Source organism: Acinetobacter sp. GW821-FHT01E09 (assembly GCF_059422385.1).
Window position 1 is genome coordinate 4,306,488 of sequence record NZ_JBWKWU010000001.1, and the last position, 24,523, is coordinate 4,331,010.

The following is a 24,523-nucleotide window of genomic DNA, read 5'->3' on the forward strand; positions in this document are numbered from 1 at the left end:
TACAGACATTGAAAATCTTGAATAAATAAAATAATATTAGAAAAACTAAGCACTAAGAATAACTTCACGCATTCAATATTAAAGAAAAAATCATTGATTTTAAATTTAACAACACGAAGCTATTCAAATAATCAGAGACATAACCAATTAGAAAATGAGACCACCATGTTAAAAAAACAATTTAACTTAAAGCTTCAACCTGTTACTCATGCCGTTTTGCTTTGTCTAAGTTTAAGCACGAGCACACTCATACCTGTTTATAGTTATGCGGAAACGACCACAACAGAACAAAGCACGACACCTGACCAAAGTACACAAACCCAGCAAGAAAGCCCGTATTCCAAACTGAATTGGCAAATTGGACCCAAAAAGGAAAATCTTGCTGACGTCGCCACCCTAAACACAATCAAAGGTGATGGTTTTCTTGATATTTCAAATTCAGATAAATTTTTAGAGCTTACTGGTAATCTCACTTCAGGCAGTACCAATGTACTCGTCGCAGAGGATGATTCATGGTGGGCGACCTTTGACTTTGAACCGTCAGGCTACGTCAAAGATGATGAGAAAATTGATGCTGATGCATTGTTAAAAGAATTAAAATCTTATGATGAAGCAGCCAATGCTGAACGAGTGCGTTTAGGGCTTGATAAACTTTATACAGACAGTTGGGCTGTCCCTCCAAAATATGATCCTGTATCTAAACATCTTGAATGGGCATTAAAAGTCCGTGGTGAAGATAATATGGAAACCATAAACTATACCGTACGTCTTCTGGGGCGTACCGGTGTAATGAGTGCAACCTTGGTATCTGATCCTGAAAATCTAGATAGAAATATTCAAGCCTTTAAAAATTCCATCAAAGGCTTCCAATATAACTCAGGCGAACGTTATACCGAATTCCAAGCAGGCGACAAAGTAGCAGAATATGGTCTCGCTGCTTTAGTGGTAGGTGGTGCTGCCGCCGTTGCGACTAAAAAAGGTTTTTGGGCGGTCATTGCTGCTTTCTTTGCAGCGACTTGGAAGTTTATCCTTGTTGGCGTTGCTGCTTGCATTGGTTTTATCGGGAAGATTTTTAAAAGAAATAAAGAATAATGATCGCATTTGATTATCTTATTATTTTGGGTTTAGTCGGATTTTATCTCTATGATTCGGCTAAACTTTGTTTCTATAATGAATTTTATCTTCTCAACGGTTTTACCGCAAAGTTTAAGTCACAGATGCTGGTCAATCATGTCAGCATCTTCAAAAAATTTCTGATTATTCCTCAGCCATTTTGCCCACATTATTTATGCTTTAAAGTTCGCTGGCAACTGACCCATCATCAAGACCAGCAACAAGTTGCGGACAACGAGTTCGGGGCTATTCTAAATCTACAAAAGATCTTAAAACCGTTGCAGCCGATGATTTATTTAAATACAGTATTAACACTGGTTTTATTACCTATTGCGTTGATTTATAAAAGCAGTTATCTATATTTAGCAATTTTAATCCTGAGCATTTATGCGATTAACCTGATCAATATCACTTGGATTTTTGTTCGACGAAAACAACTATATTTGTCCAACTTAAAATTCAGCTATCTTTTCATCGATGCGCTACTTTGTCCGCCTTTTGCATTAAACCTCCTGCAAAAAATTAGTCTAAATTATGATTTTAAGACAGATGCAATTACCCTCTCTCAACATCTATTACAAGCAGATGATTTTCAAGCCTTGTTGTCTCAAACGATTGCGGATATTGAATTACTCAAAAATAATCATGACTCAGAACAACTGGTCATTGAACAATTAACACTTAAACAAAACTACCTGACCAATCTATTAAGCCCACCTTGACCACCAAAGCGGCTCCTTATCTACAGACCTAAGTGACACAGCTAAATATGCTTAGCGAGCTTCTGTTTCAATAAATTCTCTAACCAATCAATAAAGAATTGAAAATATACTGGTCGATACTTTCTTTCTAAAAAAAGAAAATTGATGGGTATTTTTAAGCACGCTTCTTGCTCAAATATTCGGGTTAATCTTTTGGTCTCGATAAACGGGATTGCATCAAAAGCTGGAATCTGGATAATCCCCAACCCCTGCAAGCCCGCATGTAAATAACTTTCGGTATCCTCAACTGAAAGTTGATAAGGAAGTTTGATCTGGCTATCTTTAAAAACCAGACTTCCAAAATCTGAATCCATATTTTTCATTTGATAACCAATCATAATATGCTGATTTAACTGCTCTTTTTCTAGAGTATTCTTCAATGTATTTAAATATTTTGGAGCAGCAACTGTATATAAATCAACCTCTGTGATGGGTCTCACAATTAGATTTTCATTCATCACATTTCCAACACGAAGCACACAATCCAGTCGCTGTTCAATTAAATCCGAATAGTGATCGTGGCTATAAATTGAAATTTTAATATTGGGATACTTTGCATAGAATTCATGCAGATAAGGAAGAAGATATTGGGTTGAAATTCTTAACGGTAAGCCAATTTTAACTTGCACCTTATATTGGCGATTTTTTAATTTAAACTTATTCAGCCCTTCAGCCTGAAAAATCAATTGTTGAACTTCTTTAAGAAACTGAACTCCATCATTGGTTAAGTTAACTTTTCGCGTGGTCCGATTAAACAACAAAACTTGATATTCTTTTTCTAAGCCTTGTATTGCATAGGTAATTGTTGAACGTGGTAAATCCAGTGCTTTAGCAACTTGGGCAAATGAATGCTTTTCTGCAACTAAGCAAAAAATTTTTAGCCGTTCAATTTTATCCATTTATTATTCAATTTTTTCAAACAATCTATTCGATTCTAATCACTATTTAGAATAAAAAATAGCTTTTAGAATTTCAGCATCATTTATCAAAACTGGAAAACAACAATGGCACAGCACAATTTAAAAGACAAAACAGTGATTATTACAGGTGGCGCTAAAAACCTTGGTGGTCTGATTGCGCGAAAATTTGCAGAACAAGGAGCAAATCTTGTCATTCACTACAACAGCCTAGAAACCCAAAAAGATGCAGAAGAAACACTCAAAGCCGTTGAACAACTTGGTGTTAATGCAACGTTGATACAAGCAGACCTCTCTAATATTCAAAATATCGAAACATTGTTTATCAAAGCCAAAGAAATCTTTGGTGGTGTCGATATCGCGATTAATACCGTAGGGCGAGTACTCAAAAAACCATTGATTGAAACAACTGAACAAGAGTTTGATTCGATGAATGACATTAACAATAAAATTGCCTATTTCTTCATTCAGTCTGCGGGTAAACATCTTAACAATGGTGGAAAAATTTGTTCTATCGTGACCAGTCTTTTAGCAGCCTACACAGGATTATATTCAACCTATGAAGGCTTAAAAGCACCTGTGGAGCACTATACACGTGCAGCATCGAAAGAGTACGGCGATCGCGGTATTTCCGTCACTGCTGTTGCACCTGGTCCAATGGACACACCATTTTTCTATGGTCAAGAAGCGCCTGAAGCGGTGGCCTATCATAAATCTGCCTCTGCACTGGGTGGTCTAACCAAGATTGAAGATATTGAACCTTTGGTACGCTTTTTAGTGACAGAGGGTTGGTGGATTACAGGTCAGACTATTTTTGCCAATGGTGGTTATACAACACGATAATCATAAATTGCCCATTTATTGAAATGGGCAATTTATTGCTAGATCTGATGATTCTGATCCACCCATTCTGCAGTCAGTGCAATGCTCTGTTTAAGATTGGTTTCTGGTATTTGCCATTTCTGATTTAATGTTAAAAACTGATCCATATTTAATTGCTCAGTTCGGATGAAATTCAACATCTCAGCAGATAGATCCAGCTTTTGAGCAAGCCACTTCCATTTTAAAATCACTTTTAAAATGCTCAGCGAGACGAAATATTGCGGTGCTTTTAGATTTAATCTGTGAGCCGCATTGTCAATAAGCGCTTGTAAAGAAATCTGAGTAGGATTGGCAATCAATATAGCTTGGTGACTTGCAAGTTGATCCTGTGATGCTTTGCATATCGCATTGACCAACATTGTCACGGAAACCAAAGGTAAATAATGCTGAGGGGTTGCAGGAATTGCGGTCATTTTACCCTGTTTAAGCTGGGTAATCAGGTGAGCAATTGGCTGGTTGTCTGCAATTTCACCAGAATTTTCATCCCCTACCACTGTTGCAGGATGAATCACTGTCCAGTCAATTTTCAACTGTTGAGCGCATTTCACCCACGCAAAATGAGCTTCAATTTTAGAAGCCTCATAAGCACCCAGTTTTTGGTACACCGGCCTCCAATTCGTACTCTCGATATTTTCTAAACAGACTCCAGCATCCTGTAAGTGCTGAGTGAGTGTCAACATATAGCCAGAAAGATGAATTGCCCGTTTCAATTGGCAATGTTCGTTCACACATTCAAGTAAATTGATTAAGCCCTTAACATTGACTTCCCTTGCCTGTTGTATTGAAAGGTTCCATGCAAATAATGCACTGGTATTAAATAAATAATTTACCTCAGCAAGCCGTTTCCAATCTTCAACTGAAATACCCAAATCAGGCAAGGTAACATCGCCTTGTAGACAGAATAATTTTTGATGGTTTATTCCTTGTTTTTCCAGCCATGTTCTCAAACTCGGCTCTTGCTGATCGAGACGACGGCACAAGGCAAAAACTTGGTCATTGCTTTGAAGTAATCGCGCTACAAGAAATTTACCAATAAACCCTGTTGCACCAACCACCAAGGCAACTTTTTCTACACTTTGATTATTTTGCATCACTTTATACACCCTTTATATGCTCGCACTTAAGCTAAAGGATGGAGTACACTCCACAGTCAAGTGTTTCTTGCAAATACATAAAATTTGGAGCAAGTGATGTTAATCGGTGAATTATCAGAGCAATTAAATCTCAGTCGGGATACCATTCGTTTTTATGAAAAGCTTGATCTTATCCGCCCATTGACACGAAATAATGGTTATAAGGATTATTCAAAACAAGACTTACAGCAATTACAACTGATTCAAGTCGCTAAAAATCTAGGTTTTACTTTGGCTGAAATTAAACAGATTTTAGACTTGGTCAACGTTAATGAAATTCCAGCAGAACAATTTCATATGATTTTAAAAGACAAGCTCAGTGTCATTGGTGAAAAAATTCTCCAATTACAAAATATTCAAAATCTACTTGAAAATCTTGTGGTTGGGGAAGCATGTCCATTTAAAAAAGATTGTGATCTTTCTGCAATTGTCTAATCCATAAAAAAACCGCCTTACGGCGGTTTCTTTATTGAGAAATTAGGGCTTATTTAGACCCTTTAATCCCTGCTTGTAATAACAACGCACCTAAACCACCAATTTTGTTTTCTTGAGGTTTAGCTGCTTGTGGTTTCTTGTCATGACGTGGTGCTTTGTCTTTATTGTCATGGTTTGGACGACCTTGCTGTGGACGTTTACCCTGAGGCTTACGCTCACCACGTTGTTCATTGTTATTGAACTCACGCTTTTGACGTGGTGCTTTAGCTGGTGCTTCCGAACCTTCTGGGCGCATCGATAAATTCACACGATTTCGCTCAGCATCTACAGTCAATACACGTACTTGTACGATTTGCCCTGGTTTCACCACTTTATGTGGATCAGAAACAAATTCATTGGCAAGTTCTGAAATATGTATTAGACCATCTTGATGTACACCAACATCGACGAATGCACCGAAGTTAGTCACATTGGTAATCACACCCTCAAGCTGCATTCCTTCAGTCAATTGACTGACTTCAGTGATATCTTCACGGAATTTTGCTGTACGGAATTCTGGACGAGGGTCACGACCTGGTTTTTCCAACTCGCTTAACACGTCTTGAATTGTGGGTAGACCAAATTTGTCGTCAGCAAAATCTTCTGCTTTCACTTGACGAATAATTTCAGTATTACCAATGATATCTTTCACTGTGGTCGCTTTTGCTTCAACAATTTTGTTGACCAAACCATACGATTCAGGGTGAACAGATGATGCATCTAAAGGTTCTGAACCATCTTGAATACGTAAGAAACCAGCAGCTTGCTCAAAGGTACGCTCGCCTAAACGTGGTACATTTTTCAATGCTTGACGATTGTCAAAACGACCATTTTCTTTACGGTAATCTACAATTTGCTGCGCAATGGCTTTATTTAAACCTGCGATATAGCCCAAGATTGCTGGAGAGGCTGTATTTACATCTACACCTACCGCATTCACACAGTCTTCAACCACAGCATCTAATGTTTTTGCCAAATTGGTTTGATTCACATCATGCTGATATTGACCTACACCAATAGATTTAGGGTCAATTTTTACCAGTTCAGCCAATGGATCTTGTAAACGGCGGGCAATTGAAACAGCGCCACGAATCGCAACATCAAGCTCAGGCAGTTCAGCAGAAGCCAATTCTGATGCTGAGTAAACAGATGCACCCGCTTCACTTACTGAAACCCGCGTTAATGTAAGATCCGCATTTTCAGCCATCATTTCTGCAACAACAGCTTCCGTTTCACGACTCGCAGTACCATTGCCAATCGCGATTAAATCCACATTAAATTCACGGCAAAGACGTGCAAGTTCAGCAATCGAGCCGGCTTTATCTTCTTTTGGTGCAAATGGATAAATCGTGCTATGTGCAAGCACATCACCTGAATTTGAAACAACCGCCAGTTTCACCCCTGTACGAATACCAGGGTCAACACCTAAAGTTGTACGTGAACCTGCAGGTGCAGAGAGTAATAAATGACGTAAGTTTTCTGCAAACACGTCCATTGCTTCTGATTCAGCTGCAAGGCGTTTTTCAGTCAACAAAGAATGCTCAATCGTTGGGCGAATTTTGCCTAACCAAAACAGCTTTGCGATTTGCTTTAAGAAATCTTGACGTGCTTGTGGTTGCACACTTTCAAGCGCGTATTCAGTTTCAATACGTGCAAGTGGTGCATGATCATCACCATCAACTTTAAGTCCCAATACATTTTCTTGGCGGCCACGTAGCATTGCCAATAAACGATGCGAAGGCACTTTATTTAAATTTTCAGAGAAATCAAAGTAATCACGGAATTTCTTACCGACTTCTTTTTTCTCATCAGATGCCACTAAACTCTTTAACACCGCTGTTTTGGCAAATGTTGATTTAAGTTCTGTGGTTAATGAAATATTTTGTGCCCAGTCATCAATGATGATGTGTTGAATCGCGTCTAATTGGCTTTCAACATCTGGGTATTCTTCATGGCTAAAACCAGCCAAAGCTTCAGTCGGATCAATTTGCTCTGCGATAATTTTCTCAGCAAATTCCCCTAATCCTGCTTCTCTTGCTTTGAATGATTTACTGGTACGTTTTGGACGGTACGGTGCGTAAAGTTCTTCTAATGCATTTTTTGTTTCAGCGCCATTGACCCGAGCCAGTAAGTCATCAGAGAGCTTATTTTGTTCTTTTAATGATTCGATTACTTTTTCACGGCGTTCAAATAAATCACGTAGATAAACAAGGCGTGTATCAAGTTGGCGTAATTGGATGTCGTCTAAGCCTTGCGTTACTTCTTTACGGTAACGTGCAATAAATGGAACACTAGAGCCTTCATCTATCAGTTTAATGGCAGCTTCTACTTGGTTTGGACGTACGGCAAGTTCACTTGCCAACTGCTGAACTAAGTCAGTCATCGTGTTTAATTCCACAAGGATAAGGACTAAAAGTTAGTGATTATAAAGACCAAGACCATAAAATCCACAATTGTTTTGCAAATTAGCAGTGAAAAAAGTGATAAAAGATCATTTTTCTTGAGTTTTTACAGTGCAATCGGGTATTTCATCCTGCTTTGCTGTATTTAAATTGCTTTGTAAAATAATTTTTCCAACTTTCCACTGTGCGCCTTTGCGCTGTCCACCGCCATGGGAATTGAAATATTGCAAATCACACGGCTGATAACCCTGTTTATTTAGCCGTTCTTGTACAAATACTGGTGGCGCTTCCATATACATGATTTCTTTCAGCAAAAATGCAGCATAGCGTCGCTCCTTGAGTCGAAAGTTGCCTTGCATGTCGGTTTGCGTTTCACCGACTTGGACCTGACCAAGCGGTTGGTCAAATTGGTCAATCACTTGTCCTGAGATTTCAGGTCTGGAAAGTCGGCTAATACATGCACTTAAAGCAAAACTTATTGCCAAAATACATAAAACTTTCATTTGCATATGGTATATCTTTTTATTTATAAACATAGAATCATCTCAAATCGTTATAGATGTTGTTTTTTGGTTTCAAAACAGCCTGAAAATTGTATTTTTGAGCAATTTGATACATAGTCTTAACAAGAGCTTAGGCAGTATACTGAGATTGACGAATATTTATAATTTACAACATTAAGGGAGTACATCATGAGTTTGGTTGTACCTGCTGAAAATACAGATATCGTACAAAACGAAACTGACCGTGTCGAACGCATTTTAGTGGTCGATGATGATGTGCGTTTACGTACCCTTTTACAGCGTTTCCTTGAAGATAAAGGCTTTGTGGTAAAAACGGCCCACGACGCAACGCAGATGGATCGCCTATTACAACGTGAGTTATTTTCACTCATCGTTTTAGACTTTATGCTTCCTGTAGAAGATGGTTTAAGTATTTGTAGACGTTTACGCTCATCAAATATAGATACACCTGTCATTATGCTGACCGCACGAGGCAGTGACTCTGACCGTATTGCTGGCTTAGAAGCTGGTGCGGATGATTATTTGCCAAAACCATTTAATCCAAATGAGTTATTAGCACGTATTCGTGCCGTACTGCGTCGTCAGGTTCGTGAAGTTCCAGGTGCACCAAGTCAAAACGTAGAAGTTGTGTCTTTCGGCCCTTGGTCTTTAGATTTATCAACACGTACCCTGACGCGTGAAGGGCAAGTGGTCACATTAACCACAGGTGAGTTTGCAGTCTTGAAGGCATTAGTTCAGCACCCACGTGAACCATTAACACGTGACAAGTTGATGAATCTTGCACGTGGTCGTGAATGGGGTGCTATGGAACGTTCAATCGATGTTCAAGTTTCTCGCTTACGTCGTCTGATTGAAGAAAACCCTGCACGTGCACGTTATATTCAAACAGTTTGGGGCGTAGGTTATGTGTTCGTTCCAGATGGTGCGGAATAAATAGATCTTGATTCGATAGCATGAATCAGTTTCAAAAGTACTGGTCACATACTTGGTTTTGCATGTGACCAGTATTTTTTTATCCATATTTATTCATCCAAAACAATAGTCTTGATGGCTTTGCCCTAGAGCGATGCCTTACTGATGATTTCACTGGTATTTTAAATATAAGCATATTTGGCGATTCTACAAAAACGGTGTGATCTCAATGCCATGCATCTCTTATTTTGTTGAGTTTAAAATATTTTAAATCCGAGTATTTATGACCATAAATAAGTTAAAGCCGAGTAACCTAACATTTTTAATATTGCGATAAATCTGCCATCCTTTAAACTGAAATCCATCGATTAACAATATCGCACAGATTGGAATGCTCCTGTGAAATTAGAACCCATAGACCCACAAGAATTTACCGACTTTGTCAGCTACAAAGAACGCAAACGTACACCTTGGGAACGCTTCCTCGATAAAGTTAAACCGCGTTCGGCAGCAATGCGTACTACGGTATTGGTGGTATTCGTGGTGTTCTTTAGCCTATTTATGTCATTGTGGTTTTTTTGGAAAACACTTTATTTACCTGAAATTCAACAACATGCGCGTTTTTTGGCGGTTGAGCTGGAAATGGTTAATAATCCGCGCTTGCAGATTTACCATGACGAAATCCAACTCGATATTGACGAATGGTTAAAGCAACGGGTTGGGGTCGAATATGTTACAGATCCCAAAGAATACCCAAATGTAAAAGACAAAATTATTGCAGATTTCTTTACCAATCGTATTGAGAATCAGCTTGCAGAAGAATTAAAAATTAAAGATGTGACGGTTTATTTCCAGTTTAAACCCAGTCCACGCATTTGGGTCCAAACCCCTGAAATGAATGGCAATTGGGTCCGTGAACCTCTGAATACCTATGCCAACTATAGTCCTGAACTGATTTTAGCTTGGTTATTGGGTATTCCACTGATTGCTGCGGCGATCATCCTGACACTGGTCAGACAGCTTAATCGCCCGTTACGTCGCTTACAACATGCTGCGAATAGCTACAGTAAAACAGGGAAAGCACCCTACTTGGAAACCAATCATGGACCACAAGAAATCCGTGAAGTAAACCAAGCTTTTAACCAGATGATCTATACACTTGAACAAACTGAACGTGATCGCCAAATCATGTTGGCAGGTATCTCGCATGATTTAAGAACACCGCTAACACGGATCCGTTTAAGCGCTGAGATGATGTCTGATGATGACTTCTTAAAAGAAGGTTTGATTTATGATGTCGATGATATGGATGCCATTTTAAGCCAGTTTATTTCCTATATGCGTGATGGCTCAGATGAAGAGCTTCAAGACACCAATATCAATGCTTTGCTACAAGAACTGATCATTCAGTTTAAACCCTTAGATATTCAGTTCACGCCGCAAGAATTACCCGTCATTACCGCGCGCTCACTGTCGTTAAAACGTTTGATTGGTAATCTCATCAACAACTCAAAACGCTATGGCGCAGAACCCATTGAACTCAGTGCTTTTGTAGAAGATGAGCATATTAAAATCTGTGTAGCAGACAATGGTGAAGGAATTCCCGAAGACCAAATTGAAGGACTTATGCAGCCTTTTGTCCGTGGTGATGCTGCACGTACGGTGCAAGGGAGTGGTTTAGGTTTGGCCATTGTCAAACGAATTGTTGATATTCATCAAGGTGAACTGTTGATTTCCAACCGCCCTGAAGGCGGGCTACAAGCCATCATTTCACTACCAACTTCAATAAAAGTTGAGGAAGAACCGATACCTACAAATCCAATTCAAAAAATCAAACAAAGCTTGAGTGATCACTTTTAGTGATTGCTCAATAAACCAACACTTAACTTTGTTTATTTAACAAACAGCTATCATTATTTTATTAATAAATAATAACTTAAAAACCATCACCAGAATTTATACCTGCATTTATTGAAAAAATTAGACCTTAGCATTAGAGGCATGCACAATTCAGTTTGAGGGCGGTACAATCCGTCTAGTTTTGAACAAGAATTGAGCGTAAACCATGTCTTTAGATCGTATTCGTTTAGCATCTCTCCATGACAAAGTCATGAGCGCAGAACAAGCTGCAACTTTTATCCAAGATGGGATGACTGTGGGGATGAGTGGATTTACTCGTGCAGGTGAAGCAAAAGCTGTACCTTTAGCGCTGGTAAAACAAGCCAAAGTGAATCCGTTGAAGATTACTTTAATCACAGGTGCAAGTTTAGGTAATGACCTAGACAAACAATTAACTGAAGCTGGTGTACTTGCGCGTCGTTTACCATTCCAAGTCGATAACACTTTACGTAAAGCTATCAACAACGGTGAAGTGATGTTCATCGATCAGCATTTGTCTGAAACTGTTGAGCAAATGCGTAACCTCCAGTTGAAAAAACCTGATGTTGCGGTGATTGAAGCGATTGCGATTACTGAAGATGGTGGCATCATTCCAACAACATCTGTGGGTAACTCTGCAAGCTTTGCAATTTTTGCTGAAAAAGTGATTGTTGAAATCAACACCAACTTAAGCCCTGCTTTTGAAGACTTACACGACATTTATATCCCAACTTACCGTCCAACACGTCAAGCAATTCCTTTGACGCATGTTGATCAACGTATTGGTACACCTGCAATCAATATTGATCCTGCAAAAATCGTGGGTATCGTAATTAACAACGAATATCATGATTCTCCATCAACAGTGACACTACCAGATGATGAAACTCAAGGTATTGCCAACCACTTAATCGCATTCTTTGAAAAAGAAGTTGAAGAAGGTCGTTTACCTTCGAATCTTGGTCCTTTACAAGCAGGCATCGGTTCGATTGCCAATGCGGTATTAACTGGTCTTAAAGATTCTAACTTTGAAGATTTGGTGATGTATTCAGAAGTACTGCAAGACTGTACTTTCGAATTGATTGATGCGGGTAAAATGAAGTTTGCTTCAGGTTCATCAATTACCCTTTCTGCTAAATACGGCGAAAAAGTATTTAACAACCTAGAACAATACAAAGACAAACTGGTTCTACGTCCACAAGAGATTTCAAACCATCCTGAATTGGTTCGCCGCTTAGGCATCATCGGGATCAATACTGCACTTGAGTTCGATATTTACGGCAACGTCAACTCGACCCATGTCTGCGGTACCAAGATGATGAATGGTATTGGTGGTTCAGGTGATTTCGCACGTAATGCACATTTAGCAATCTTCGTGACCAAATCAATTGCTAAAGGTGGCGACATCTCTTCTGTTGTTCCATTTGCTTCACATATCGACCATGCTGAGCATGATGTTGATATTCTTGTGACTGAACAAGGTCTTGCTGACTTACGTGGTTTAGCGCCTCGTGAACGTGCTCGTGCAGTCATCAACAACTGTGCTCACCCAATGTATCGTGATGCATTGAATGATTACTTTGATCGTGCATGTGAAAAAGGTGGTCAAACGCCGCATATTCTTCGCGAAGCTCTTTCTTGGCACTATAACTTTGAAGAAACAGGCCATATGCTTGCGTCTTTAGAAGATCAAGCTAAAAAATCTGCATAAGATTTTAAATCTGATGTAAAAAGTAAAAACGCCCTTCAGGGCGTTTTTTTATGGGCTTATTTGGGTTTGAATGCCCACCCAATCATCTTTTAAATATCTAAAGACTCAGATTGCAACACGCACTTTATCTTTCTTTTCAATAAACGCCACACCAGCTTGGTCCTGATTAATCATCTCAACCGCTTTCTCTGCAATCATAATTGCTGGGGCATTGGTATTGCCATTCACCACTTTTGGCATGATTGACGCATCGACCACACGCAGGTTTTGAATACCATAAACGCGTAACCGTGGATCAACCACAGCCATATCGTCTACCCCCATTTTACAACTTCCCACAGGGTGATAAACGGTATCTGAGCGATCTCTTAAAACTTGGCGAATGTCCTCATCTGTTTTTACCGTGGCTGTAAATAAATCTTCTTTAATCATGCTTTTAAAAGCATCAGATTGCATTAATTTCTGAGTGAGTTTAAAGCCTTTTACCATTTCTTCTAAATCAGATTCTTCACCATAAAAATTCGGATCAATCAATAAAGGATCATCGATACTTGGCCCACTTATCTTAATCGAACCACGACTGACTGGATTTAAAAGGCAGACATGACAGGAAATACCATGCCCTGTGTGCATGGTTCGCGCATGGTTATCCACCAGTGCAATCACAAAATGTAATTGTAAATTCGGTAGACTTTGCTCATTTGAACTTTTAATAAAGCCGCCACATTCAGCAAAATTCGTGGTTAACAAACCACGGCGTTCTTTACGATAACGTCCAATTTGTTTAAATAGATCAATTGAACCTGGAATAGATAAGCCAAAGGTGCCTTGAATTTCACTGACTTTATAACCAAAAATAAAATCAGGATGATCGTGAAAATTTTTACCCACACCAGGTAAATGTTGTTTCACCTCAATGCCATGTTGCGCAAGTTCTTGTTGGTCGCCAACACCTGACAGCATCAGAATCTGTGGCGATTGCATCGCTCCCGCACTCAACAACACTTCTCGACGTGCAAAGATTTGTTTCAGATGACCACCTTGCTTGTATTCCACCCCAACAGCCACGCCATTTTCAATCAAGATTCGCTGAGTCTGTGCATGGGTTTCCACCGTTAAGTTTTTACGATCTCGATGTGGAAATAAATAAGCCCGCGCGGAACTACAACGCTCCCCATTGATATGGGTCACTTGATAAACGCCTAAACCTTCCTGCTCTTCTCCATTGAAGTCATCCAGAATTCGATAACCCTGCTCTTTGGCAGCTGCGATATATTTTTGCTGTAAGGGATTATCACTACGCAAATCAATAACTGAAAGTGGGCCAGCATTGCCATGATATTGATTTTTAATTCTTTGGTTATTCTCAGACTTAATAAAATAAGGCAAAACCTCATCATATGACCAACCGGTATTGCCTAATGCTGCCCAATCATCATAATCTTGTCGATGTCCACGGATATACACCATGGCATTAATTGCCGATGAGCCACCCAAGCATTTTCCACGAGGCTGATAGCCTTTACGACCATTTAAGCCCTTTTGCGGTACAGTTTCAAAGGCCCAGTTATTGATCTTGGTTGGAATACTAATCACCGCTGCACAAGGAACTTCTACTTTCCAACCCTCTCCTGAGCCCCCAACTTCAAGCAGACAAACAGAAACTTGCGGGTTTTCTGATAAACGCCCAGCCAACACACAGCCGGAGCTTCCACCACCGATAATAATATAATCAAATTCCTGTTTATTCACGTGAAGTTCCTTTTTTGTTTTAAATTATGCCTCCATTATTATGCACACTTTCAATCAATAAAAAATCACTATTCTCAGCCTATAACGTTTTTATAAGTTAACAAACTCAGTAAAAAGTATTTACGCATTGTCTAAAAAATAAACTTATCAACTGCGGTTTTTTATATTAATCTGCTGTAAAGATTGTTTTAAAAAACAAGAGATAAAAATTCTATGTTTATTATCAGACAGTTTCAGGAAACCGATTTAGACGAAGTCATCGCACTGTGGGAAGTCTGCGATTTAACCCGTCCTTGGAACAACCCAGAAATTGATATCTTCCGTAAAGTCGCACAAAAAGACGGATTGTTTCTATTGGCGGTCAAAGATGAACAATTGATCGCTACGGTTATGGGGGGCTATGATGGGCATCGGGGCTGGGTCAATTATCTTGCTGTCCACCCTCATGATCAACGTAATGGTGTTGCAACTGCATTGATACAACAACTTGAAAAGCGTTTAGTTGCATTAGGTTGCCCCAAACTGCAACTGTTAATCCGTAAGGATAATATTGATGTACAAAGCTTTTATGAGCAACTCGGCTATGAAGAAATCGAAGTCGTGTGTTTGGGTAAACGTCTTATTTCAGATTAAAAGTCTGTCGAATCCATCTGCTTTCATGGCGATTGACAGAAAAACTTAGAATTTATAGCCATACGACAGCCCTAAAATATCCTGACTCATTTTGAGTTTCGCTTCACCCCCACCAAACGCAGGGGAAATTTTGCCTTTTACTTCATCTTCCAAGGCATGTGTATAGGCAATACTGATTTCTTGATGTTGATCGACATTCCAAGTTGCACCCACGCTGAGGTGGTCTTGAATTACCCCAGGAGCAAGAATATTTAAAAACACTTCACTGTCTGGAATCGGTTGATCATTATGACTATAACCGGCTCTTAGTGTGAGTTTTGGATGGGCTTGATAAGACACACCCAGTTTATAGATATTGATATCATTCCAGCCAAATCCTGGCCCTTGTGGTGTACCAAAAGCATGGCCTTGTTGTAATTGTGCAAGATCAAAAGGATTTCCTACCGATTTCACATCCGAATAGTTAATTCGTTGTATATCCGCAGCCACTGTTAATTGAGGTGTGATGTTGACAGCTGCACCCACACCATAACTTTCAGGAACATCAAAGTCACCGCGTTCAGCAAATAATCCACGATATCGATCAAAGCGATCTGCATTAATTTTTGAAGAATAATTTGCGCCTAAGGTTAAACGTTGATTAAAGAATTTTCCAGCCCAACCAATACGTGCACCAATGCCAGTCGCAGAATCCTTACCACGATTGCTTAAATTTGAAGCATCGGCTGAAAATCCGCTAAACCCAGCAATTCCCCGTGCTTCAAAACGTTGATAGAGAATATTGGTTGCAATGCCGATAGATTGATTTTCTGCATATTTCCAAGCAACTGCTGGAGTAATGAAAACCTGGGTTAAATCCACTCCTGCTGTTCCACTGTTGCCAAATGCTGCAAATGGATTATTTTTATACCCCGTATTCATTCCACCATTCCCATATATTGCTAAACCTAAAGCAACTTGGTCATTGATTTGATGGTTGAATGCAAGCTCTGGGAGTACAAAGTATTTGCGTCCATTGCCATCATATCGACCATTGGCGTTGGGGTAAGCTTGTGGCATTTGATTCGCGGTAATCTCAGCTGAACGATCAGGTGAAAACACGGTTGCACCGACATCAATACGATCACCAATCCAGCTTAAGCCTGCGGGGTTATTGGCAATCGTTAATGCATCTTGAAATTGAGCGATTGAAGTCCCTGCATTGCCTTGGGCTTTTACCCCATAGCCATGCATAAAATAGCCTGTCGTTGCAAAAGCGGTAGAACTGAATGCCGATAGCCATACAGCAATGGATAATATTTTAACTGGAGCTTTCATGATTTATCTTACTTTTAAATAATATATAAGTAAGTATATTGTTAGCTCTATCTGTTGTAATCGAAGATAAAATGCGATCCTTATTTTATTTGTGCATAAAGCATTTTTTCTTTGATTTTTTAATTTTACCCACTCTTAAAAAAACTGGGAATGTGATGGTCAAATCTGCAAGCTCGCTGGTTAATGCTTCAGCTAGATCAAGTAATGGATGATCCTGATTTCTTTCACAATAGTGTTTAATTGCAGACCAAGTAGATAAATACTTTAACAGTTGTGCAGAGGACCACTGATACTGCATCTTAAACTCAGCAACGTTTATTTCATCAAAAGGAAAGGGAATGGTTTTATATTCTTCATCGATATAACGGCGCTCCGCATCCCAATAACCATCTAGTTTTTCAGCATATAAGTTTTGAATCATGGTATTGATGGCTGGATTTTCGACATGAATTAAGCCATAACCGATCACAGCAAGAATACCTTGTGGTTTTAATGTGCGTTCAACTTCTTTATAAAAACCATCAAAATCAAACCAATGAATGGCCTGAGCCACTGAAATCAAATCAAAACTCTGTGCTGTAAATGAAGTCTGTTCAGCAGATTGGACTTGATAGCTGACATTATCGAAATAAGGCGCAAGGTTTAATTGTTTTTCGCTCATATCTGTTGCAACAACATGATCGAAATAAGGGCTAAGCAATTGAGTAAATTGACCTGAACCCGCACCACAATCCCAAGCAAAACCACGCTCTGGAACATGATTTAAAATTTCCTGAACCACTTCTTGCGGATAACTCGGTCGAGCTTGCTGATAAAGCTGGCTGCCTGATGAAAATAAATCTTTCATTGTTCTTATAACAATCTATTTCACTTACCAAAGGTTTATCTTACGATATTTATAGTCCATGGCAAGATATTTTGTAAGACAATGGGTTCAATTTACGCATTCAAAATGACATGCTGTTTTAATGATGAACATCAATTTCTGAATTGAAGATAAAAAACAGGCAATAAAAAACCCCAAACAATGTTTGAGGTTTTTCAAATATGGTGGCGAGACCCAGGATCGAACTGGGGACACACGGATTTTCAATCCGTTGCTCTACCTACTGAGCTATCACGCCGATGCGGTGTATTAAGCCGTATCTCAGTTCAATAGTCAATAAAAATCATGACTTTTTTATTCAACCGAATATTTTTTACCCAAAAAAAATCCCTGATGGGATCAGGGATTGAAATCTCAAAGATTTTAAATATGGTGGCGAGACCCAGGATCGAACTGGGGACACACGGATTTTCAATCCGTTGCTCTACCTACTGAGCTATCACGCCGATGGGGCGTATTAAACAATTTAATGGTTTAGTCGTCAAGTATTGAAATCACTAAAATCATTCAATAGTTTATTTTTACAACAAAAACCGCCTATTTATTCTAAATAAGGTTGTTTTTTATACATTTTTCAGCTTTAGAACACAAATTTTGGCACGCTCAATTTGCTAAGCGAAGGTACTCTTCCTCACTTTAAGTTTTGCAAACTCGATTTAATTTTTCCCAAAGTGTTTTGGTCGTGACTGCAATATGCTACTGAGATCAGCTTAACTTTATAGTTATGGAAAAATAGCCAAATAAAAAAGCAACCTGATCAGGTTGCTTAAATTGGTCAAAGCTCCAAGATCATCTTAGATTTTACCTAAGTGAGCTAAACAACGATGGATTGCTCCACAGCCCGGCTCAAAGTTTTTAATGCCCTTTTCTTCCTCGATACGACAAACTTCTTCGACCAAACGCTCTGCAACGCCACGTCCGCGGTTAGCAGGATGTACCACAATATTTTCCAAAGTCCGACTTTCACCTTGTCCTGTACACCATAACGCACCAATAATCTTTGTATTAAATTCTGCGACATAAAGTAAGGTATAATGAGCCAAGTTTTGCTCAAGTTGTTCTATGGCATCATGACCATCCCCAAACTCGGGACTGGTGTCATATAATCGCTCAAGCTGATCGCGAACTTCTTCATTTTCTAGTGAAGTTTTAGCATGTACGGTAATAGGCATTGATTAACCCTCCTGAGCAATCTAATATGCTGTCACTTTCGTCACAGCGAAATATCTTTACATCAAACTTTTAATTTTTGACGTTTTTTGAGGAACGTGTCTATGGCGCAACGTATCAGTGAAGTGGTAAGAAACACCAACGAAACTAAAATTCGAGTTCGTGTGAATCTTGATGGTACTGGTCAAGGCACGCTCAATACAGGTGTTCCCTTTTTAGACCATATGGTTGATCAAATCAAGCGTCATGGTTTATTTGACATCGATATTCATTGTGATGGCGACTTAGAAATCGATGATCACCATACTGTAGAAGACTGTGGAATCACACTAGGCCAAGCATTTGCGCAAGCACTCGGTGATAAAAAAGGCTTAAAACGTTATGGTCATTTCTATGCACCACTTGATGAAGCTTTAAGCCGTGTCGTGGTTGATTTATCAGGTCGTCCAGGTTTATGGATGGATATCCCATTTACACGTGCCCGTATCGGCAGTTTTGATGTGGATTTATTTTCCGAGTTTTTCCAAGGCTTTGTAAATCACGCTTTAATGACTTTGCACATTGACAATTTAAAAGGCAAAAATAGCCATCACCAAATTGAAAGTGTTTTTAAAGCATTTGCACGTGCGCTTCGTATGGCCTGTGAAGTTGATCCGCGTGCAGAAAATACTGTTGCATCGACGAAAGGAACCTTGTAATGACCCGTATTGCCCTTCTTGACTATGGCATGGGAAATCTTCATTCAGCAGCCAAAGCACTCGAACATGTTGGCGCAACTGTAGATGTCACAAATGATCCAAGATTAATCGCTCAGGCAGATAAAATCGTATTTCCGGGTGTAGGTGCAATGCGTGATTGTATGCAGGGCATGCATGAAGCAGGTATTGATGAGGTTGTGCGCCATGCTGCGTTTAATAAACCGGTACTTGCCATTTGTGTCGGCATGCAAGCTTTGCTTGAATCGTCAGAAGAAAATGCCGGTACTCAAGCGCTGGGTATTTTTGAAGGTGTGGTAAAACATTTTCCAGATATGGACGGCTTAAAAGTCCCTCATATGGGCTGGAACCAAGTCCATCAGGCGGATCCAAATCATCCAATGTGGAAAGATATTGATCAAGATAGCCGTTTTTACTTTGTACATAGCTATTATGTCGAACCCAAAGACCCGTCTCTTGTTGCTGCAACATGTGATTATGGTTTGCAGTTCTGTACGGCTATTCATAAAGAAAATTTATTTGCGACACAGTTCCATCCTGAAAAGAGCCATACAGCAGGTTTACAGTTACTGAAAAACTTTGTGGAATGGAAAATCTGATTTATTCAGGTCAATTTCATCCCGATTTATATCTCTAAAAATCAAGTCAATTGCAGTTGGCTTGATTTTTTTATTTTATTTGGACTTTATTTTTTATCGTCTGTTTATTATGATTCAACCAAATTGAATAAAAATCCAACAATTGATTTTAAAAATTGATTTAAAAACCTTAATTCATTCTAGGAACATAACAATGTCTTCTAATTTTCAAACCCATGATTCAGCTTTAAGTGCCAGTGGCCGTTTTGGTCGATTATCCTATTTGGGCTGGAATATGCTGTTGGGTCTATCTATGTTTGTACTGGGTATTATCGCTGCACTCTTCATCCCAGCTTTAAGTAACTCACCTTCAAATACGCTCATCTTTATACTCGGCGCAGTTGCGATTATTATTTATATCGCAGTGATCTACTTCAGTTTTATTTTTACAATCCGTCGCTTACATGACAAAAACCAAAGTGGCTGGTTATCTCTTCTTATGCTTTTACCTTTGGTGAATTTATTCTTTTTTGTTTATTTAAGCTGTGCAAAAGGAGATGCTGGGACAAATAACTATGGCGCACCTCGAATGACTCGTGGTTGGGAAAAAGTATTGGCTTGGATTTATATTGTGATCTTCCCGATTAGTATTCTAATTCTTGCAGTTACAGCAATTCCAGCATATCAAAGCTACCTTGACCAAGCGCAACAATTTCAGCAATATCAACAACAAATCAATCAATCTGAATAAATCAGCCGAAATAACCACCCTATTTTTATAAGGTGGTTATTTTACTCTTTGGTGACAAAACCACCTTCTAATGGCTCAACACTAATTTTAATATCCGCTTTTAAATTTAAAGCTGCATAACGGTCTTTAATTTCGTTAATCAATTGTTCCATGGTGACATGGCTTAAATCCAATTCAGACTCAGCATATGCTTTGGTCACTAGATCTGCTTTATCTTGCTGTTTAGATTCCATATTCCAGCGTTCAGTCATCCCAACTAAACGCGCCAATTCAATTAAGCTTTGCGCACTCGACGGTGTTGAGTTTTGCAACCATTTGGTCATGGTTCCTTTTGAAGTTTCGAGTACGTTAACAATATCGCTGGCTTTTATATTTTTATCCTGAATTAATTGCTTTAAACGCTTGGCGCCTTCTATAAAAAGATCATCATCTTTTTCAACCATACAATTTATTCCTGTGTTTTTGACCCACAAAACTATCATCTTTTATTCAAAGTTTGTTATAACACAATATGGTTAATATTTTTAATGCTTAAACTGGTCGACTAAAATTTGTGAGCTTAAATTTGTGAATATTCAAACTCAGCAACTTCCTAGTAAAGAACAAATTCAGAGCTTTCCCCGTTTTCAAAATTTGCCTTTGAGTAACATTGTTGTGATTAATAGCTTGCAACAATGCCAAGCAATTGAAGCAGAATTAAAAACGGCGCACATTTTTGGTTTCGATACCGAGTCAAAACCTACCTTTAACAAAGGTGAAATACAAACTGGCCCACACCTTATTCAATTGGCGACATTTGAAAAAGCCTATTTATTTCAAGTTTCAGCAGATATTTTGGCTTTTCTAGCGCCCTTTTTTGAAAACCCTGATCAGATTAAAGTCGGTTTTGGCTTAAAAAATGATACACATTTATTTCGTAAAAAAGGCATGCAACTCAACAGTGTCATCGAACTTTCAAAATGCTTTTCGAGTTTTGGCTTCAATAATCCTTTAGGGATTAAAAATGCCATGGCATTGCTATTTCAGGTCAATTTCCCTAAAAGTAAATCAATTAGCACCTCAAATTGGGCACGTAAAATCCTCACAACGCCACAAATTGAATATGCAGCAGCCGATGCCTATGCTGCACTCTTAATTTTCGAAGCCTTACTGGATTTAGACTTAATACCTGACACGATTGCACATACTCAGCTTAAATTGAGCATTCGCGCCAATAAAAGCCTAAACTGACACTTAGAAATTGATCAAGTTTTTGCTAAGATGAAGATCAATAAATTCTTCATTGAGATTAAGCAAGGAGCGAAAGCATGCTGATCATCCCGGCAATTGACCTGAAAGATGGTAAATGTGTTCGTTTAAAACAAGGTCGTATGGAAGACGATACCGTATTTTCTGATGATCCTGTTGCAACAGCACAGCATTGGGTAAATGAAGGCGCTCGTCGTTTGCATTTGGTTGATTTGAATGGGGCTTTTGCTGGAACACCAATTCATAAACCTGTCGTTGAAGCAATTGCAAAAGCACAGCCTGAACTGCCAATCCAAATTGGCGGTGGTATTCGCTCTTTGGAAACAATCGAACATTATTTAGATGCGGGCGTTTCTTTTGTCATCATCGGGACCAAAGCAGTTCAAAATCCTGAATTTGTTGAAGAAGCCTGTAAGAAGTTTGCGGGACACATTATTGTCGGTATTGATGCGATCAATGGTATGGTTGCAACTGATGGCTGGGCAAATGTCACTGATGTAAAAGCCACTGATCTTGCAAAACGTTTTGCAGATGCCGGTGTATCGAGTATTGTTTATACCGATATCGCACGTGACGGTATGATGCAGGGTGTCAATGTTGAACAGACAGTAAATCTCGCACAATACTCAGGTCTTCCAGTGATCGCCTCAGGCGGTGTAACCAATCTGGATGATGTGCGTAATTTAAAAGGTAAACCGGGTATTTTAGGTGCGATCACAGGTCGTGCAATTTACGAAGGCACATTAAACCTACGTGAAGCGCAGCTGTTATTGGATGAACAAGGCTTTTAAGTTCCCAGCCTAGATTGGATTAAAAAAGAGAACCGAGATGTTCTCTTTTTTATGCGTTAAACAAGGTATTTAAATCACTACATCCAGATTTAAACCAATGTATTTTCAAAATGTTGCATTTCAATTTTACTTGCTAAAAAGGGCTTCATTGCCGTAAACCACTGTTTAAATTCATCTGTTTTCATAAAAACATCTGTATGGGTTTTAAGATCAATCCAGTGAATTTGTAGAATATATTTTTGATTGTCTTCTATACCACGAATCAATTTAAATTTTTCACAACCTTGGGCATTCCGGAAGGTGTCTGATAATTCATAAAATTTCTTTTCAAAAGCCATTTGTTGACCATCAACAATATGAAATAAAGCCTGTTCGATCACCATGATTTATTTCTCTTTATCAAAATTTTGATTCAATATGCTAGCACGACTGCATGACAATTGAGTGATTTAAATACCCGATTACTCAGCTTAACATCTGCACAATACTGTGCTTTCGCGTAAAATAGCCCTGCTCTTCTACATTACTTTATTTTATGTCTTCCTCTCCCCTCGCTTTATTTTTAAAGTCCAGAACGCCTCAAATTGCACTGATCCTGATGACCATGATTTGGGGTGGTACATTTGTCATTGTACATTATGCCCTAAACTATAGTTCCCCTATGTTTTTTGTCGGTTGTCGTTTTGCTGCAGCGACCATTGCTGTTGGATTACTGTCTTATAAATATCTAAAAGGTATCAATTTAAAAGAACTCATCGCTGGTGCACTGATTGGCGGCATGATTGCCGCAGGGTATGGCTCGCAAACTGTCGGTATGCAAACCATCAGCAGCAGTGAGTCTGCATTTTTAACAGCATTATATGTCCCCCTTGTACCGATTCTTATCTGGGTGATTTTTCGCAAAAGACCACATATCATGACTTGGCTCGGCGTTTTACTGGCGTTTATCGGTTTAATTTTTTTGACAGGAAATGGTTTTCATCACATTGATTTAAATACGGGGCAAATCGTTACATTGGTTGGTTCATTTGCAATTGCTATGGAGATTATTCTCATCGGGCACTTTGCAGGGAGGGTCAATATTCAGCGTGTAACGGTGATTCAGCTTGCCTTTGCTTCATTGATTTCATTTGCCAGTATGCCTTTTGTCGGTGAGCTGCATATTCCACCCTTTTCATGGCAATTGGTGATGCTTGCAGTTGGACTGGGCTTAACCAGTGCTTTATTACAATTGACGATGAATTGGGCACAACGCTCTGTCGATCCTTCTCAAGCGGCCGTGATTTATGCTGGCGAACCAGTTTGGGCAGCTTTATTTGGAAGAATTGCAGGTGAACGCTTGCCTTTGCTGGCTCTTTTTGGTGGTTTACTAGTGGTATTGGGGGTGATCATCAGTGAATGGAGACCCAAATTTTTATACACACGACAGCTTAAAGAAAATTCAGTTGAGATAGAAAAACAGCGTTCTTAATCAGAACGCTGTTTTCACTAAAATTACGCTTTGATCAAGCTGTATTGCTCGGCAACAAGATCCATCAAGCATTATTGATTCAGTTATATTGGTAAGGCTTGATCATCATTCAGCGCAATAATGCCTCGAATGGCGCGATAGACAATCCATATCCAAGAAATAAATAAAGTGGCAGCACAAAAAATCGTAGCACCCACGGCAACACCCGCAAAGGCATTGACATTGTCCATGGTGAAAAATAGAAAAATAAACGGAATAAATGCAATTACCGTCCAGACTAAATACCACCAAAAAGTGCGAATTTGCCATCTAAAATGACTTTCGAAAATCGTACCACGGACTGAATTCAATTTTACATAATTGATAATCAATGCAATGATTGCAAGAATTCCCGCAGAAAAAATTGCAACAATATAAAGGATATATAAAATTAAAGTCAGAGATTTACTATTATTTGGATCAACATAATTATTCATTGTAAGCCCTTTTCAATTTGCTAACGC

At 39.0% G+C, this 24,523-nt stretch carries 25 protein-coding genes and 2 tRNA genes; 14 read left to right on the forward strand and 13 right to left on the reverse strand.

The window, feature by feature from the left end; all coding sequences use genetic code 11:
- Positions 1 to 165: 165 nt before the first annotated feature.
- Both AC07U8_RS19680 and AC07U8_RS19685 read left to right on the forward strand, forming a co-directional pair.
- Entirely contained in the window at positions 166 to 1,092 is a 927-nt protein-coding gene (locus tag AC07U8_RS19680) for a DUF2167 domain-containing protein (protein WP_151801843.1), read from the forward strand.
- Complete coding sequence (locus AC07U8_RS19685; protein ID WP_494738467.1) at positions 1,092 to 1,835, forward strand: hypothetical protein; 744 nt, start codon at positions 1,092 to 1,094, stop codon at positions 1,833 to 1,835. The genes AC07U8_RS19680 and AC07U8_RS19685 overlap by 1 nt, the downstream gene beginning before the upstream one ends.
- A gap of 41 nt (positions 1,836 to 1,876) precedes the next feature.
- Here AC07U8_RS19685 and AC07U8_RS19690 read toward each other — a convergent pair whose 3' ends face one another.
- Positions 1,877 to 2,773 (reverse strand): LysR family transcriptional regulator, encoded by an 897-nt coding sequence (locus AC07U8_RS19690; RefSeq protein WP_494738468.1) that lies wholly within the window; start codon positions 2,771 to 2,773, stop codon positions 1,877 to 1,879.
- 105 nt (positions 2,774 to 2,878) lie between these two features.
- Between AC07U8_RS19690 and AC07U8_RS19695 the strand changes: the two genes are divergently transcribed.
- Positions 2,879 to 3,634: an SDR family oxidoreductase gene (locus tag AC07U8_RS19695; protein ID WP_209827822.1), complete on the forward strand. Its 756-nt coding sequence runs from the start codon at positions 2,879 to 2,881 to the stop codon at positions 3,632 to 3,634.
- Between the two features lie 38 nt (positions 3,635 to 3,672).
- On the opposite strand, the gene AC07U8_RS19700 is transcribed toward AC07U8_RS19695, so the two are convergent.
- Entirely contained in the window at positions 3,673 to 4,764 is a 1,092-nt protein-coding gene (locus AC07U8_RS19700) for an SDR family oxidoreductase (protein ID WP_494738469.1), read from the reverse strand.
- A 99-nt stretch (positions 4,765 to 4,863) separates the two neighbouring features.
- Here AC07U8_RS19700 and AC07U8_RS19705 point away from each other — a divergent pair, with 99 nt between their 5' ends.
- Positions 4,864 to 5,241, forward strand: coding sequence for a MerR family transcriptional regulator (locus AC07U8_RS19705; protein ID WP_004725368.1), 378 nt, complete (start codon positions 4,864 to 4,866; stop codon positions 5,239 to 5,241).
- A gap of 49 nt (positions 5,242 to 5,290) precedes the next feature.
- Here AC07U8_RS19705 and AC07U8_RS19710 read toward each other — a convergent pair whose 3' ends face one another.
- Positions 5,291 to 7,663, reverse strand: coding sequence for a Tex family protein (locus tag AC07U8_RS19710; protein ID WP_004816613.1), 2,373 nt, complete (start codon positions 7,661 to 7,663; stop codon positions 5,291 to 5,293).
- 108 nt (positions 7,664 to 7,771) lie between these two features.
- Entirely contained in the window at positions 7,772 to 8,191 is a 420-nt protein-coding gene (locus tag AC07U8_RS19715) for a carboxypeptidase regulatory-like domain-containing protein (protein ID WP_494738470.1), read from the reverse strand.
- Positions 8,192 to 8,374: 183 nt separating this feature from the next.
- Here AC07U8_RS19715 and ompR point away from each other — a divergent pair, with 183 nt between their 5' ends.
- The 3 genes from ompR to scpC all read left to right on the forward strand — a co-directional run bounded on the left by ompR (position 8,375) and on the right by scpC (position 12,707).
- Positions 8,375 to 9,139, forward strand: coding sequence for an osmolarity response regulator transcription factor OmpR (gene ompR / locus AC07U8_RS19720; protein WP_004816610.1), 765 nt, complete (start codon positions 8,375 to 8,377; stop codon positions 9,137 to 9,139).
- 378 nt (positions 9,140 to 9,517) lie between these two features.
- Positions 9,518 to 10,978 (forward strand): ATP-binding protein, encoded by a 1,461-nt coding sequence (locus tag AC07U8_RS19725; protein ID WP_004816608.1) that lies wholly within the window; start codon positions 9,518 to 9,520, stop codon positions 10,976 to 10,978.
- Between the two features lie 205 nt (positions 10,979 to 11,183).
- Positions 11,184 to 12,707, forward strand: a complete 1,524-nt coding sequence (gene scpC / locus AC07U8_RS19730; RefSeq protein WP_494738471.1) for a succinyl-CoA:acetate CoA-transferase ScpC — start codon at positions 11,184 to 11,186, stop codon at positions 12,705 to 12,707.
- Positions 12,708 to 12,812: 105 nt separating this feature from the next.
- Here scpC and AC07U8_RS19735 read toward each other — a convergent pair whose 3' ends face one another.
- The gene (locus tag AC07U8_RS19735; protein ID WP_494738472.1) at positions 12,813 to 14,459 is read right to left on the reverse strand and encodes a GMC family oxidoreductase; all 1,647 of its coding nucleotides are present in this window, start codon (positions 14,457 to 14,459) and stop codon (positions 12,813 to 12,815) included.
- 213 nt (positions 14,460 to 14,672) lie between these two features.
- Between AC07U8_RS19735 and AC07U8_RS19740 the strand changes: the two genes are divergently transcribed.
- The gene (locus tag AC07U8_RS19740) at positions 14,673 to 15,092 is read left to right on the forward strand and encodes a GNAT family acetyltransferase (protein WP_004725355.1); all 420 of its coding nucleotides are present in this window, start codon (positions 14,673 to 14,675) and stop codon (positions 15,090 to 15,092) included.
- 45 nt (positions 15,093 to 15,137) lie between these two features.
- Here the strand turns inward: AC07U8_RS19740 and AC07U8_RS19745 are convergent, their stop codons facing one another.
- The 5 genes from AC07U8_RS19745 to AC07U8_RS19765 form a co-directional block, all read right to left on the reverse strand.
- Positions 15,138 to 16,409 (reverse strand): OmpP1/FadL family transporter, encoded by a 1,272-nt coding sequence (locus AC07U8_RS19745; RefSeq protein ID WP_315074842.1) that lies wholly within the window; start codon positions 16,407 to 16,409, stop codon positions 15,138 to 15,140.
- Between the two features lie 85 nt (positions 16,410 to 16,494).
- A complete protein-coding gene (locus tag AC07U8_RS19750) occupies positions 16,495 to 17,256 on the reverse strand; it encodes a class I SAM-dependent methyltransferase (protein WP_303576603.1) in 762 nt (253 codons plus the stop codon).
- Positions 17,257 to 17,457: 201 nt separating this feature from the next.
- Positions 17,458 to 17,533, reverse strand: a tRNA-Phe gene (locus AC07U8_RS19755).
- A gap of 132 nt (positions 17,534 to 17,665) precedes the next feature.
- Positions 17,666 to 17,741: transfer RNA gene (locus AC07U8_RS19760), tRNA-Phe, on the reverse strand.
- 348 nt (positions 17,742 to 18,089) lie between these two features.
- Complete coding sequence (locus AC07U8_RS19765; RefSeq protein WP_004816597.1) at positions 18,090 to 18,467, reverse strand: GNAT family N-acetyltransferase; 378 nt, start codon at positions 18,465 to 18,467, stop codon at positions 18,090 to 18,092.
- A 102-nt stretch (positions 18,468 to 18,569) separates the two neighbouring features.
- Here AC07U8_RS19765 and hisB point away from each other — a divergent pair, with 102 nt between their 5' ends.
- From hisB to AC07U8_RS19780, 3 genes are all read left to right on the forward strand, one after another.
- Positions 18,570 to 19,163 carry an imidazoleglycerol-phosphate dehydratase HisB gene (gene hisB / locus AC07U8_RS19770; protein ID WP_004725347.1) on the forward strand — a complete coding sequence of 198 codons (594 nt, stop codon included), beginning with the start codon at positions 18,570 to 18,572 and terminating at the stop codon, positions 19,161 to 19,163.
- The gene (gene hisH, locus AC07U8_RS19775; protein ID WP_004816594.1) at positions 19,163 to 19,780 is read left to right on the forward strand and encodes an imidazole glycerol phosphate synthase subunit HisH; all 618 of its coding nucleotides are present in this window, start codon (positions 19,163 to 19,165) and stop codon (positions 19,778 to 19,780) included. The genes hisB and hisH overlap by 1 nt, the downstream gene beginning before the upstream one ends.
- Positions 19,781 to 19,973: 193 nt before the next feature.
- Positions 19,974 to 20,510, forward strand: a complete 537-nt coding sequence (locus AC07U8_RS19780) for a DUF805 domain-containing protein (protein WP_096735308.1) — start codon at positions 19,974 to 19,976, stop codon at positions 20,508 to 20,510.
- 41 nt (positions 20,511 to 20,551) lie between these two features.
- Here AC07U8_RS19780 and AC07U8_RS19785 read toward each other — a convergent pair whose 3' ends face one another.
- Positions 20,552 to 20,953 (reverse strand): transcriptional regulator, encoded by a 402-nt coding sequence (locus AC07U8_RS19785; RefSeq protein WP_004725342.1) that lies wholly within the window; start codon positions 20,951 to 20,953, stop codon positions 20,552 to 20,554.
- Positions 20,954 to 21,077: 124 nt separating this feature from the next.
- Here AC07U8_RS19785 and AC07U8_RS19790 point away from each other — a divergent pair, with 124 nt between their 5' ends.
- Both AC07U8_RS19790 and hisA read left to right on the forward strand, forming a co-directional pair.
- A complete protein-coding gene (locus AC07U8_RS19790; RefSeq protein ID WP_209827816.1) occupies positions 21,078 to 21,740 on the forward strand; it encodes a 3'-5' exonuclease in 663 nt (220 codons plus the stop codon).
- 77 nt (positions 21,741 to 21,817) lie between these two features.
- On the forward strand, positions 21,818 to 22,549 hold the full coding sequence (gene hisA / locus AC07U8_RS19795; protein WP_004725338.1) for a 1-(5-phosphoribosyl)-5-[(5-phosphoribosylamino)methylideneamino]imidazole-4-carboxamide isomerase: 732 nt from the start codon (positions 21,818 to 21,820) through the stop codon (positions 22,547 to 22,549).
- An 89-nt stretch (positions 22,550 to 22,638) separates the two neighbouring features.
- Here hisA and AC07U8_RS19800 read toward each other — a convergent pair whose 3' ends face one another.
- On the reverse strand, positions 22,639 to 22,932 hold the full coding sequence (locus AC07U8_RS19800) for an antibiotic biosynthesis monooxygenase family protein (protein ID WP_004725336.1): 294 nt from the start codon (positions 22,930 to 22,932) through the stop codon (positions 22,639 to 22,641).
- A 152-nt stretch (positions 22,933 to 23,084) separates the two neighbouring features.
- Here AC07U8_RS19800 and AC07U8_RS19805 point away from each other — a divergent pair, with 152 nt between their 5' ends.
- Positions 23,085 to 24,020 carry a DMT family transporter gene (locus tag AC07U8_RS19805; RefSeq protein WP_244014315.1) on the forward strand — a complete coding sequence of 312 codons (936 nt, stop codon included), beginning with the start codon at positions 23,085 to 23,087 and terminating at the stop codon, positions 24,018 to 24,020.
- 83 nt (positions 24,021 to 24,103) lie between these two features.
- Here the strand turns inward: AC07U8_RS19805 and AC07U8_RS19810 are convergent, their stop codons facing one another.
- On the reverse strand, positions 24,104 to 24,496 hold the full coding sequence (locus tag AC07U8_RS19810) for a DUF4870 family protein (RefSeq protein WP_004725331.1): 393 nt from the start codon (positions 24,494 to 24,496) through the stop codon (positions 24,104 to 24,106).
- Positions 24,497 to 24,523 lie beyond the last annotated feature (27 nt).